A 13,922-nucleotide genomic window follows, 5' to 3' on the forward strand; every position below is an offset into this window, starting at 1 on the left:
TACCGACCCCACTTAGCCCTAAAATATCAAACGCCCGATGACGTACATCATCAGGCGGTGATGAGTAAAATAAGTGTCAACGTATATCAGGACTAGACATAATAAGCCACTACCTGCTGATTATTCTTAATAATTCACTTTATTTATTCAGATAATCAAGCATCCGTTCCAGTGGATATACCGCCCGGATAACAACTTCATCCCGCATTTGTGCCCCTTGTGACAGTAGCTTTTGCGCATCCTGCCATTGTTGCGGAGAAAATGTTTTCCCGGCTTTCAGGTGATCCAGCATCACCAAGCCGAGTTCAGCAATTTCACCCACATCATTGGCAACGGGGATAAGGTCACGCATCATATAATTTGCTTTGACGATCTTCATCACGGAATCATGATTATCCCGCCAGCGTATCAGACGATCACGTAATGCCTGTTCCGCTTGCCAATCCCGCTTATTTTTGAGTAGCCGATCAACCAACACATCCATTTCCCTGACAACATGGCTTTCCGGCTCCAGTGCATCGGCAAAACGATAAAGTGGTTCGTATTGATGGTAATTACCTGCTTGAAACTTGGCATGATGGCGGGAGTAATATTGGGCGGGTTCCACGGCTTCCGCCAGGATTTGCAATGGCTCAATATTCGTACTGTTTGCCAGACGGGTCATTAACCGTTGCGCATTGGCCTGCTGTTGCAAACCGACAGACACGGTTGTCCATGTGTCCATCGCTTGTAAACGCTGGTACATGTGTTTTTCATTCGTCACATCTTTGGCAGACCAGAGCCGTTCAGCAATGGCAAACGTTCGTGGCCAGAGCTTGATATCCAGCACTTCAGCCGTGACGTTTTCTGACCATAATGCTGCTTCAGCACCTAAAATATTTTGCTGATGCTGACTGGCAGGCACGACAGGTTGCTTGCCGACAGGCATTGTTGCGAGCTTTTCGCCGGTGATCGGATAACGCACATTGCCTAATAAAATATAACCGTCCGCGGTTTTCTGTTTCTGATTGAGATTCACAACGGGCATCGTTTCTCCCATCCAGCTATCCGCAGTAAATTTGACCGTATCTCCTTGCCAGACAATCTTATTAACGGCACGACGTGATTTTCCGGCAAAATCAATAAAACCGCGCCATTTGCCTTTCTCATCCTCAATTAAGGTAAAACTGCCAGTGACAGGACTGCCTTTTAAACGTGGCATCGTAAAGGACCAGCTTTGAGCTGTTTCATTTGCTTGCAGGTTATCATCAATATCGAGTGCTTGCGGCAGTACCTCATTACGATAGTGGTAGGCGGTACTTTGAGGCTGGTCGAGATAAAAACCCGTGGACAAAATCCCCTGATAACCATCAGAGGCGGTTTTGCCCAGAGAATCCTGCCCTTGCCATGATTGGATAATGACCGAACGAGGCAAGGAAGGATGATAGATCTCATCCCAACCCACCATTTTTCGTCCATGCTTTGCAAGGATCTTTTCCAGCGCCTGATTGAACCATGTATGCAGGGCATGAGGATCTTTCAACCCTTTTTCCTGCATAAATGCCTGTATTTTATCGGAGGCTTGCCATTGGGAACTATCCACTTCATCACCGCCAATATGGATATAGGGATCAGGGAAAATCGCAGCGACCTCGCCGATTAAGGTATCGGCAAACTGATGCACTTTAGGATTGCCAGGATCCAGCGTTGGTTTATGAACTCCCCATCTGCGCTGCATCTCATAAGTTCCACGTTTACTGATCAATTCAGGGTAGGCAACGGCAATCGCTGAGGCATGGCCGGGGAAGTCGATTTCAGGCACAACCCGGATGCCTAAACTACTCGCATAAGTAACCACTTCCTGCATTTGAGCCTTGCTGTAAAACAGCCCATCGCTGGCAAGTTGTTGCAGTTTAGGATAATGCTCAGAAGCGAAACGCCAGCCTTGATCATCGGTTAAGTGCCAGTGAAATACATTTATTTTGGCGGCAGCCATACCCTCTAATTGACGTTTGATTGCATCAATTGGCAGGAAATGACGGGCGGAATCAAGCATAACCCCACGCCATGAAAATCGCGGTTTATCCGTGATATTCACCAGTGGCAGATAAGTTCCTTTGGCATCATTTTGCAGTAATTGCAGCAACGTTTCCATGCCACGCAGCGCACCAAAACGGGTCGCGGCTTTCAGTGTGATACCGTGGGAATCAATGACTAACTGGTAACTTTCATCGCTGTCAGGTTGAGGGATCGGAGAAATTTTCTTGGCAATATTGATTCTGATTGTCTGAACCGGAGAAAAGGTCGCATCAGGGGGAGGCAATACCCAGCCCGTCTGGGCTTCAATTCGTTTTCGCCAGCGGGATACTGCATCCTGCATGTCATCCCCTGCAACAGTAATATTCAATTTTCTGTCAATATTATAAAGCGTTCCTTGTTGTACTGAAATTTGTTGTGGCCACGGCATAAGGGGAAGGTGATTGGCAGAGGCCGCAATAGATGAACAACTATAATTTAATGCTGCGATTAATAATAATGGATGAAAGGAAAATTTCATGATGTCTTTCTCATCTTAGAGAAGGCGCTGATTTATTTGTTGTTTCAGCGCCGATTTATATTTTTATGAAAGTAATATAATAGGTAAATAATGATTATTTCTTTATAAACTCATTATTGAGTAATGTCAGTGCCGCGGTAATACGAGGCATGATATCTGTTTCCGGCAGGGGCGGGAGAAGACCTAGCGCCATTTTTCTGAGGGGTTCTGCAATGACCATTGAGATCATCAATTCACTGGCAAGGCGGTAATCCAGTTTTTTCAATAACCCCCGTTGATATTGGCGTTCAAGCCAACTGGCGAGGATATTCTGGTCTCTTTCAATACCGCTTTGCTGATATTTATCCAGCAATATCTCACGAAAAGGAAAATCAGATTGCAGTAATTTGAATAAACCTACGGCGTTTGTCGATAATGACCTCTCCGCTATTTCTGCTAAATATATTTTTAATAACTTGATGAGTTGTTGAGGGTTATTAGCTTCTTTCTCAAAAACAGGAATAAAATTGTCTGTCCAGTGCATGACAACTTGTTCAAGCAAATCTTCTCGATTCTTAACAAAGCGATAGAGCGTTTTCTTGGCGATGCCGGCTTTCTTGGCAACAACATCCATCGTTGTTTTGTTATAGCCTTGATTAACAATAAGTAAAAATGTGACATCGTGAATCTTTTGGCGTATTTCCTGCTCTGGAATTGTGGGGCGACCCCGTGGACGCGAATGATTTTCTGCCATTTTAGCACCCTAATGAGTTGTTAATATTTGTACCGCATTGGCGTGATTCCATTAACAAACAGAAATTACTGATTTTATTTTAAATGGAAGGATTAAATCACCTTTCACCAAATACAGAAATCAAGGGAGCTTGTCAACAATATCAATTAGTTAATATAACTAAATATATTATTAACCATCGTGAAGAGTACAAATTTTAATGAAAAAAATACATATTGAAATAAAAAAAAAGCCTTAATTGCGGAAAAGCATATTTTTTATTACATCATTTAATATTTCTAACTAACTGTTTTAATTTATTTATTTCTATATTTAGTACAATAAGATCATTGAGTTTATGTTCACATTGTGATTACCATCACAGGATGGCACTTTTCGTCAATTTTTGTTAGCAAAAGGTTGTATTAAATCTTAGTATCGCTATTGCTTGTTACAAATTTAACATTTTGGTAACTGGTTCATGTAAAAAATATTCCGCTCACACCTGATCATTTATTCCAGAAAAGGTTTCTTGGAATGTGAATTTCTTGGCGGTGGCGAAAAAATAACAATATCAATGAGGATCATGATAATGATAAGGCACAACGCAATAGCAATGGCACTTCCGGTACTTCTCATCACAGGCATCGCAGGCACTGCAAATGCTGTTGAGATTTATAATAAGGATGGCAATAAAATTGATTTATATGGTAAAGCCGATGTTCAGAGAACATTCTCCAAATCAAATGCAGAATCTGGAGATAGCTCTGTTGGTCGTGTAGGTATTAAAGGTTCAACCCAAATTACGGATAAACTGACTGGTTTCGGGCGTTGGGAATTTAATATGGGTGCCAACGGCGTGGAAACGGAGAGTGGAAAAAATACCAGAACACGTTACGCGTTCGCGGGTTTGAAATACGGCGAATACGGCTCACTGGATTATGGGCGTAATATGGGGGTCGTTTATGATGTCAACGCATGGACGGACGCATTGCCAGTATTTGGTGGTGATTCCATGGCGGCAACGGATAATTTCATGATGGGGCGTTCGACAGGGTTACTGACATACCGTAATACTGACTTTTTTGGTCTGGTGGATGGGCTGAATTTTGCTTTGCAGTATCAAGCTAAAAATGACGGTGGTACTAAAAATAGTCGTAGTGATATTTCAAGGCAAAACGGTGACGGTTTTGGTCTTTCTAGTTCCTATGATTTTGATAACGGTTTCAGTATTGGTGCTGCATATGGTAACTCTAACCGTGCTTCGGCCCAAAAACTGGGGAGTAATGGCGCTAAGGTACTGGCTAAAGGGAATAAAGCTGAAGCCTGGGGCGTTTCTGCCAAATATGACAAAAATAATGTTTATCTGGCGGCTATGTATGGTGAAACCCGTAACTTAACCAGATTTGGCAGCTCTGTAGACGGACACACAATGTTTGCCAATAAAACCGAAAACATCGAGCTGACAGCTCAGTACCAGTTTGATTTTGGCCTGCGTCCATCTCTTGCTTTTGTTTATTCCAAAGGCAAAGATCTGGGCAACGACCTGGCTGATAAGAGCATTCTGGCATCCAAGGGCTCTGAAGATTTGGTGAAATATGTTTCAGTAGGTGCTTTCTACAATTTCAACAAAAATATGGGCACCTATGCTGAATATCAATTTAATTTGCTGAAAGACAATGACTTCAGTAAGAAAACGCAGATCAACACCGATGATATCTTTGGCGTTGGTTTGGTTTATCGCTTCTAATTATCTCGTCGAACTGCCTCAATGGATATCACCGTTGCAGGCAGTTCGCCAGTTATTTACCTTTCTGTCTCTATTATTTTTCTGCTTCGCCGCCCAGCGCATCAATGGTGTTTTTGATCAGTGCGCTTAATTCACCCGTCATCAGGGTAAAATCGGCATCAAATCGTTGGGCAACATCTTCACGATCGATATCATCGTTTTGTTCACGCAGGGTTTCGCTGAATTTAATACGCTTAAAAGAACCATCATCTGACAGCATGAATTGAACGCGTTCTTCCCAATCCAATGCCAGTTTGGTGACATACTTGCCGGATTCAATATGGGTTGCGATTTCGTCTGAAACCAATTCTTGCTTCTTGCAGCGGATAACCCCACCTTCTTCCAAAATCGCTTTCAGTTCGGCTTCATCCATCAGGGCATAACCTGTAGGCAGATTACCTGAACGCACCCATTCGGTTAAGGTCAGTTCAATAGGATCGGTGAATGTCAGGGGAACGACCGGCAATGAGCCGAGTGTTTTTCTCAATAGTGCCAGATTATCTTCAGCACGTTTTGCACTGGCAGCATCAACGATGATCAGATGATTAACGGTATCGATCCAAATATAGGTTTGGCTGAAACGGCTAAATGCTCTTGGCAACAGAGTGTGGATGACTTCATCTTTCAGGGAGTCTTTTTCTGTTTTTTTCAGCTTACGGTGCTGTTCACCTTCCAGGCGGGTTATTTTTGCCTGTAATTCCTGTTTAATGACAGGGGAAGGCAGCATTTTCTCTTCCTTGCGTGCGCAAATCAGGATTTGATTGCCAGAAGCATGGGTCAATGCTTCGCCGTGAGAACCCATTGGGGAAACCCAGCCGGTTTTCATCATATCCTGACTGCCACACGGGGTGAATGCCAATGGGCTTAATTGTTTTTCCAGTTCATCCGCAGAAAGAGATATCTCTCGGTTTAAACGGTAAATCATTAAATTTTTGAACCATAACATGCAGTTACCCCATATTGTTGCGCATCATGACAAAGGTCATATTAAAACATAAGGGTGCATAATAACGAATCATGTGACGAAGCCCTAGAACTTCATGAGTTTCATATAATAACTGCCTTAATTTCATATAATAAAAAGTCTCATTGCACTCGGTGCTTGCTTGAATAGGCACTAAATAGAAAAGGTAAGCTATGCGCATAGGTATTGATCTGGGTGGAACCAAGATTGAAGTGATTGCATTAGGTGATCAGGGAGAAGAGCTGTTTCGTAAACGGGTAGATACACCTCGTAATGACTATCAAAAAACATTAAAAGCGATCGTTGAGCTGATTCACGATGCAGAACAGGCAACCGGTCAGCAAGGTACAGTGGGGATTGGAATACCTGGTGCTATTTCGCCTTTTACCGGAAAAGTTAAAAATGCCAATTCTGTTTGGATGAACGGCCAAATCTTGGATAAGGATATTGCTGCTTTGTTGGGGCGTGAAATACGTATTGCCAACGATGCAAACTGTTTGGCGGTATCAGAAGCCACTGACGGTGCAGGGGCGGGAATGCCAATGGTATTCGCTGTTATCATTGGGACGGGTTGCGGTTCCGGGATTGCGTTTGATGGCCGGGTTCATGCGGGCGGGAACGGGCTGGCAGGAGAATGGGGACATAACCCGTTACCGTGGATGGATGAAGAAGATCGGGCATATCAGGCAGAAGTTCATTGTTTTTGTGGTAAACCGGGATGCACCGAAACTTTTGTATCGGGAACGGGTTTTATGAAAGATTACCTTCTGTTAAGTGGGTCGCATAAAACTGGCCATGAAATTATCGAAGCTATGGCACAAGGGGATGAACTGGCCGAATTGGCAATGCGCCGTTATGAAAGGCGCTTGGCACGGGCCTTGGCACAAGTCATTAATTTACTTGATCCGGATGTGATTGTGCTAGGTGGTGGAATGAGTAACGTTGATCGTCTCTACCAAACCTTGCCAGATTTGGTCAAAGAGTGGGTGTTTGGCGGAGAGTGTGCAACACCGATTAGAAAAGCCGTGCATGGTGATTCTAGTGGTGTGCGCGGAGCTGCTTGGTTGTGGCCTCAGCAATAACAAGTATCGATTAAAAATACCTGAACCCGATACCCTTAATCGATTTCAAGTTGCGTGCACCGGAGAATGAAAGCAAATAAAAACCGCAACTTGAAATATGAATAATCATGATATATGGCTTCTGTCTCCACTTGTTCTATTTATTCTCTCATCACAAAGATGTCAGGATTATTAAAGCCTTACTTAAGTTAAATTTGTAACCTTATGCGTTAATTTGTTTTCTATGTTACGCGTAATAATAGGAATAATAAATCAATAGATTCATTATATTTATGATGAAAGTTTTATGCGGAATTAAAATATATTTATTTATTGATGAATAAAACATCGTGCCTGACTTTAAATTTATTAACTCTTTAGATGATAAAAAAGACGATCTATTAAATAAATAAAAAATAGTGATGAAAAGAATAGGATAAATGTATTTTTTTAATGACATGATAAACAAGGCTTTTGTATGTTCTTATGGTTAATATTTGTATTGCCAATGATGATCGGTAAAATTATGTGATATTTATCACATATAATTGTAATATTTTGTCTATATATTTGTGTTAATGTGGTTTTCTTCACGAAAAATACTGTTTTTTTAGGTTATTATTAATAAGTGCAATGAAATGAATTTAGGCATTCAAGGAGATTAGAGTTTAATCCCCCGGGTGTTGTTTGCTTAAAAATAAAACTAACGATTGTTACAAATCATTTTGATTACTTACTCCATATTGGTGTTGATAAAAACTCTCAACGGGAAGATGTAATAGAGATAACTTTCAATAATATTCAAAACTGGTCATTTTTTTAAGCGATTTTCTTTTGGCTAAAGGATCGTGACGGGTATTTATTGTCCTGAATATATTGCAGCTTAGTCTGCGATAGGGCGGGTTTTTGCCTGAAAACTTTTACTTGAAAGAAAGTCAGATTATTAAATTTAATATTTTATGGGTGTCTTATTATGAGAAGCATGAAGCCATTGGCGACTTTAATTGGATTATTGGTGATGTCTGGTAGCGCCAATGCGGTGACGGTGTATAACGATAAAGGAACCAAAGTGGATTTGACGGGGCAGTTTCGTCTGAAAACGACCGTGAGCAGTGAAGATCGTGATATCCGAATCAAAGATGATGGCAGCCGTATTGGTGTCAACGCCAGCCATGAACTAACCAGAGAAATCAAAGTGTTCGGTAAAATGGAGTGGGGCTCTGATACGCAAAAATCCAATAGCGATAATAATAAAACCAGCTTTGAGATGTATAATCGTGTCGGCTATATCGGTGCTTCTCATCGTGATATTGGTGAAATGCGGGTTGGTCGTACTTATATTCCTATCGATTGGGTGAAAAAATCCAGCCCCGGTTATGGCAACACTGGCGTATTCTATTTTGGCGATGTATTGAGCAGCGCGACGGGCTATAACAAAGGGGGTGTTGGTAAAAATAACTTCCTCACCCGTTTGCCTCAAACCCTCTTCTTCCAAACCAACAGTTATAAAGGTTTCAACCTCGCTGCAACCTACAGCGGCAAATCCGGTGATGATAACGAACGCCAGCACGGTGATATTCGTAGTGCTTATTCAGTGGTCGGTTTTTATAAATCAGACTTTGGTCTGGAAGCCAGCGCTGGTTATGCTCAGGCAACAGGGGAAAGCAGAAAACCGATCACGGTAAATCAAGGGGACAATAAAGGAAAGAGTGTCAGCGATGCAGGGTTAGCCTCTCCACAAGATAGCCTGCTGGCTTTGGGTGTGGAATATTATTTCCCCGGCCGTGAATTCTCCGTTGGTTTCGATTACGGCTTGGCGCGTTCCAAAAATTCAGGACTGGTGTACAAAGAAGGCAATGGCGGGAACTTACAGGAAAAATCGGTTAAAGGTGACTGGAAAGCCAATCTCTACGGTCTGGCGGGAAAGTGGCATTGGGATAAAATAGGAAGCGGCATGTACGCAGGATATTACCTGCGTGACGGGGATGCCAATACATTCAACTATAAAAAACAGACTTATACGGTCGGTTTAGATAAACGTTTTGCGGTTTCTAAGTACAATAGCCTGATCCTGTTTGTTGAAACGGCATATGATGATGTCCGTAGCGACAATCCGGCTTACAAAAATAAAAAACAAACCATTCTGGGTACAGGAGCACGTTTGTCTTTTTAAGCAAAATTTCACAGGGAGGGCGCATTTTGGCTCTCCCGTATCATTCTATAAAGGGGCATAGCATGATGAAGAATGTGTTGAAAATATCAACATTAGCAATGTTGGTGGCATTCAATGTGAACGCGGCGACAGTCGATTTACGAGTGATGGAAACTTCGGATATTCACAGCAACCTGATGGATTTCGATTACTTTAAAGATAAATCTACAGAGCAATTTGGTTTGGTTCGTACTGCGAACTTAATCAAAGCAGCCAAATCTGAAGCCACCAACGCAATTTTGGTTGATAACGGTGACTTAATTCAAGGCAGCCCGCTTGCAGATTACATGGCAGCAAAGGGACTGAAAAAAGGGGACGTCCATCCTGCCCATCAACTGATGAATACCATGGGTTATACCGTAGGCAACTTTGGTAACCATGAATTCAATTTTGGACTGGATTACCTGAAACAGGCCATTGCCGGTGCCAAATTCCCTTATATCAACGCGAATATCATGGATGCCAAAACCGGCAAAAACTACTTTACGCCTTATATTATCGTTGATACCCCTGTAAAAGACCGGGATGGCAAAGAGCATACAATTAAAGTGGGTTATATCGGCTTTGTTCCACCACAAATCAGTATTTGGGACAAAGCAAATCTGGACGGAAAAGTCGTTGTTAATGACATTACAGAAACCGCGAAAAAATTTGTCCCGCAAATGAAGAAAGAGGGCGCTGATCTGATCATTGCCATTCCGCACTCTGGTTTCTCCCAAGAACCTTATAAGGCAATGGCAGAGAACTCCGTTTACTATCTGAGTGAAGTCCCCGGTATTAATGCCATCATGTTTGGTCATGCCCATGGCGTGTTCCCAAGTAAAGAATATGCGCAAATCAAGGGCGTTGATGTTGCCAACGGAACGGTGAATGGTATTCCGGCTGTGATGCCGGGGCAGTGGGGCGATCATCTGGGTGTTGTCGACATGGTGATCAATAACGACAGTGGTGAATGGAAGGTCGAATCAGCTAAGGCGGAAGCTCGTCCTATTTATGACAAAGTCCATAAAAAATCACTGGTTGAGCGAGATAGCAAACTGGCTTCCATCATCGAAAAAGATCATCAGGGAACCCGCAACTTCGTTGGCAAATTCATTGGTAAAGCCTCTGCCAACATGTACAGCTATCTGGCGCTGATCCAAAGCGATCCAACCGTCCAAATTGTCAACGATGCGCAGGTGGATTACACCAAACGCTTCATTCAGGGTGATCCGAATCTGGAAGGAATGCCTGTCCTGGCGGCAGCCGCACCTTTCAAAGCGGGTGGGCGTAAAAATGCGCCGGCTGACTTTGTGGAAGTGGAAAAAGGTGATCTGACTTTCCGTAACGCTGCCGACCTGTATCTCTACCCGAATACACTGGTTGTCGTTAAAGCAACGGGCGCGGATGTGGTTGAATGGTTGGAATGCTCTGCGGGCATGTTTAACCAGATCGATCCAACATCCACCAAACCGCAAGAATTGCTGAACTGGGATGGCTTCCGTACTTATAATTTCGACACGATTACAGGTGTTAACTATAAAATAGATCTGACCCAGCCAGCCAAATATGACACAGATTGCCAGCTTATCAATAAAGGTGCGAACCGCATTAAGGACGTGACCTATCAGGGCAAACCGATTGATCCGAAAGCCACTTTCCTGATTGCCACCAATAACTACCGTGGTTACGGCGGTAAATTTGCAGGAACCGGAGAAGATCACATTGCGTTTGCTTCACCGGATGAAAACCGCACTATTTTGGCTTCTTACATTTCCAGAATCACTAAAGAGAAGGGCGTAGTCTCCACACAAGCTGAAAACAATTGGTCATTCTTGCCAATTAAGACAGATAAAAAGCTGGATGTACGCTTTGAAACTTCACCATCAGAAAAAGCGGCAAAATTCATTAAAGAACATGCCCAGTATCCCGTGACGTACTTGAAAAACGATGATATCGGTTTTGCTATCTATCAAATTGATTTGGCAGAGAAAAAGTAAAACTTGATATTGATGCCTGCTCCATTGGGAGCAGGCGGACGATTTATCTGACAGTGGATTGATTGCTATGAATTTTCTAAAATCGTTACCTCTTGTTTTGGCAATAATGGCAGCGGGATGTGCTACTCCGCCTGAAACCCACGAGCCTCTGAGGGCACAAGCCAATTTGGTGGAAGGGACTGCCTGCATCGTGCCAGAGCAACCCACCGCCAATTATGATTATGATCTAAAAACTGATCATTATGGGCAGAACGACAAGGCTTCAACTGACTACTTTAAACTGGCTATTAACTACTCACCTTCATTTTGTGATTACAAAAAGAACGGCATAAAACGCCTGCAAAACGAGAATGAGAAAGCCAAAGCACAGCGCGAGTATGAAAAATTCGAACTGCAATGCTTCTCTGATAATAAATTTGGCTGGATACTGCATGGCTTATGGGCCGAAACCTGCGATGGCAAATCCATGGAAGAGTGCCGCGACTGGTCAGATATTCGAAAACATCCTCGTTTGTGTAAAGGGGATCTGCCTGCGTTGGATTACCAAACCATTAAACCTTACCTGTGTACCTCTCCCGGCATCGATTTGTTGCAAGCTGAATGGGAAAAACACGGTGTTTGTGCCTTCGATACCGCAAAACACTATTTCAGCAAACAGCAAGCGCTTTTCAACAGCCTGATATTGCCAGAAGGCCGGCCGTCCAATGAAAAACTGATCCAATTCCTGCAAGAACATAATCCGGTGTTGAAAGGTAAACATATTCAGATTACTCGTGACGAATTCTATATCTGCTATAGCAAGAATTTTGAAGTGATTGATTGTCCAAAGTCTGAACATTAAGAGATAACATAATGAATTATAAATATAAATTACTTCCGATTGCGATTGGCACCGCCTTGTTGGTAGGGTGTGCAACCAAACCTGCCTATGATCCGGCAAATGTGGTGGAGGTACGGGTTCTGGGCCTGAATGACTTTCACGGCGCATTGAAGGCACCCGGTCCCAATCAGCCGGGTGGCATTGAACATATGGCGACCTTGATTAAGGCACTGAAACAAGAAAACCCGAACAATATCGTCGTTGCTGCCGGAGATATGATTGGCGCCAGCCCATTGCTCTCTTCCATGTTCCATGATGAACCGAGTATTGAAGCCCTCTCTTTGGCCGGATTGGAGGCAACTTCTGTCGGCAACCATGAATTTGACAAAGGTAAGGATGAATTACTGCGTAAGCAAAATGGCGGTTGCCATCCGGTGACGGGCTGTCAGGGGCCAGGACCTTTTAAAGGCGCAGATTTCAAATACCTGTCTGCCAATGTCACCGTTAATGAAACGGGCAAAACACTCTTCCCTGAATATGTCATTAAAGAGTTTGATGGCGTTCCGGTTGCCTTTATTGGCCTGACACTGGAAGGAACCCCTGCCATTGTGACTCCTCAAGGTACTGAAGGGCTGACTTTTTCCAACGAAGTCAAAACCATCAACACCTTAGTGCCGGAATTGCAGAAAAAAGGCGTGAAAGCGATAGGTGTCTTGATCCACGAAGGTGCTGCACAGAAACGTAATGGTGGGCGCATTGATGTCAATGCCTGTAATGACGTGACAGGTAAGATACTGGAGATCGTTAATCATCTGGATAAAGAAGTAGACTTCGTGATCAGCGGGCATACCCATCAGGCTTATAACTGTGTGATCAATGGAAAATCTGTCACTTCAGCCGAATCCAATGGCGCACTGCTTACTCAATTGGATCTGAAACTGGATAAAACGACGAAAGATGTAGTGGATTTTAAGGCTGAAAATATTTGGGTTGATAACCGCAAATATAGCAAAGATCCAAAAATCACCGAGTTGTTGTCATCCTATGAAAAAATTGCCACACCACTGGCGAACCGCATTGTTGGTAAATTGGAAAGCAATCTGACCAAAGCGACCAGTACGGGTGGGGAGTCTGCATTGGGCAAAGTGATCGCGGATGCCCATTTGTATGCGACTACAGCCAAAGAAAATGGTGGAGCAGAGCTTGCGTTCGTAAACAACGGTGGTATCCGTGCGCCGATGGATGCGGGAGATATGACTTATAACGCAATTTATACTGTCCAGCCATTCTCCAACATGATGGTAACCAAAACATTAACAGGTGAGCAGATCAAACGACTACTGGAACAGCAATGGGATCGCGCACGTCCACAGGTATTGGCGGTATCGCATACCCTCCAATATTCTTGGGACAGCACTAAACCTGTTGGTGATCGCGTTATTGTCAGCTCGATCAAAATCAATGGGAAACCGATTGATCTGAAAGCAAAATACCGTGTAGCGGCCAATGAATATCTGGCAACAGGAGGAAGTAACTTCTCCGTATTTAAAGAAGGCACTGATCCCATCTATAACGTGCCAGATGTGGATGCGGTTGTTAAATACTTCACAGAAAAATCTCCGATCCATTACCCGAAACAAGATCGAGTTATTGATATTGGGGCAAAATAATGTGACCGTGGTAAAAGATAACGCAACTTGCGGTAGCTAAAACCAATAGATTAAAGATACTGTAACGGCTGTTTGATCCAGATCAAAAGTGCAACGCTAATAATTAGCGTTGCACTTCTGCATTTGCGTCAATTTTAAGTTTAAATCTAATTCTAATGACTCGAAGAGATAACTCAAAG

9 protein-coding genes are annotated in these 13,922 nt (G+C 43.1%); 6 read left to right on the forward strand and 3 right to left on the reverse strand.

Features of this window, described 5'->3' with window-relative positions; translation table 11 throughout:
- Positions 1-139: 139 nt before the first annotated feature.
- Positions 140-2,536, reverse strand: coding sequence for a beta-N-acetylhexosaminidase (locus Xmir_RS15765; protein WP_099115139.1), 2,397 nt, complete (start codon positions 2,534-2,536; stop codon positions 140-142).
- Between the two features lie 94 nt (positions 2,537-2,630).
- Entirely contained in the window at positions 2,631-3,269 is a 639-nt protein-coding gene (locus Xmir_RS15770; RefSeq protein ID WP_099115140.1) for a TetR/AcrR family transcriptional regulator, read from the reverse strand.
- Between the two features lie 571 nt (positions 3,270-3,840).
- Here Xmir_RS15770 and Xmir_RS15775 point away from each other — a divergent pair.
- On the forward strand, positions 3,841-4,998 hold the full coding sequence (locus Xmir_RS15775) for a porin (protein WP_099115141.1): 1,158 nt from the start codon (positions 3,841-3,843) through the stop codon (positions 4,996-4,998).
- A 73-nt stretch (positions 4,999-5,071) separates the two neighbouring features.
- Here the strand turns inward: Xmir_RS15775 and rdgC are convergent, their stop codons facing one another.
- A complete protein-coding gene (gene rdgC, locus Xmir_RS15780) occupies positions 5,072-5,983 on the reverse strand; it encodes a recombination-associated protein RdgC (RefSeq protein WP_099115142.1) in 912 nt (303 codons plus the stop codon).
- Positions 5,984-6,174: 191 nt separating this feature from the next.
- Between rdgC and mak the strand changes: the two genes are divergently transcribed.
- The 5 genes from mak (at position 6,175) to Xmir_RS15810 (ending at position 13,743) form a co-directional block, all read left to right on the forward strand.
- Positions 6,175-7,083, forward strand: coding sequence for a fructokinase (gene mak / locus Xmir_RS15790; protein ID WP_099115144.1), 909 nt, complete (start codon positions 6,175-6,177; stop codon positions 7,081-7,083).
- Between the two features lie 952 nt (positions 7,084-8,035).
- Positions 8,036-9,235 (forward strand): porin, encoded by a 1,200-nt coding sequence (locus Xmir_RS15795; RefSeq protein ID WP_099115145.1) that lies wholly within the window; start codon positions 8,036-8,038, stop codon positions 9,233-9,235.
- A 65-nt stretch (positions 9,236-9,300) separates the two neighbouring features.
- A complete protein-coding gene (locus Xmir_RS15800) occupies positions 9,301-11,253 on the forward strand; it encodes a bifunctional 2',3'-cyclic-nucleotide 2'-phosphodiesterase/3'-nucleotidase (RefSeq protein ID WP_483050728.1) in 1,953 nt (650 codons plus the stop codon).
- A 67-nt stretch (positions 11,254-11,320) separates the two neighbouring features.
- Complete coding sequence (locus Xmir_RS15805; protein WP_099115147.1) at positions 11,321-12,094, forward strand: ribonuclease T2 family protein; 774 nt, start codon at positions 11,321-11,323, stop codon at positions 12,092-12,094.
- Positions 12,095-12,105: 11 nt separating this feature from the next.
- A complete protein-coding gene (locus Xmir_RS15810; RefSeq protein WP_099115148.1) occupies positions 12,106-13,743 on the forward strand; it encodes a bifunctional metallophosphatase/5'-nucleotidase in 1,638 nt (545 codons plus the stop codon).
- The last annotated feature ends 179 nt before the right edge of the window (positions 13,744-13,922 follow it).

The organism is Xenorhabdus miraniensis, from assembly GCF_002632615.1.

Bases quoted from the DNA above. Each gene is read 5' to 3' on its own strand.
- Xmir_RS15765 (WP_099115139.1), bottom strand. From the start codon at position 2,536: ATGAAATTTTCCTTTCATCCATTATTATTAATCGCAGCATTAAATTAT.
- Xmir_RS15770 (WP_099115140.1), bottom strand. From the start codon at position 3,269: ATGGCAGAAAATCATTCGCGTCCACGGGGTCGCCCCACAATTCCAGAG.
- Xmir_RS15775 (WP_099115141.1), top strand. From the start codon at position 3,841: ATGATAAGGCACAACGCAATAGCAATGGCACTTCCGGTACTTCTCATC.
- rdgC (WP_099115142.1), bottom strand. From the start codon at position 5,983: ATGTTATGGTTCAAAAATTTAATGATTTACCGTTTAAACCGAGAGATA.
- mak (WP_099115144.1), top strand. From the start codon at position 6,175: ATGCGCATAGGTATTGATCTGGGTGGAACCAAGATTGAAGTGATTGCA.
- Xmir_RS15795 (WP_099115145.1), top strand. From the start codon at position 8,036: ATGAGAAGCATGAAGCCATTGGCGACTTTAATTGGATTATTGGTGATG.
- Xmir_RS15800 (WP_483050728.1), top strand. From the start codon at position 9,301: ATGAAGAATGTGTTGAAAATATCAACATTAGCAATGTTGGTGGCATTC.
- Xmir_RS15805 (WP_099115147.1), top strand. From the start codon at position 11,321: ATGAATTTTCTAAAATCGTTACCTCTTGTTTTGGCAATAATGGCAGCG.
- Xmir_RS15810 (WP_099115148.1), top strand. From the start codon at position 12,106: ATGAATTATAAATATAAATTACTTCCGATTGCGATTGGCACCGCCTTG.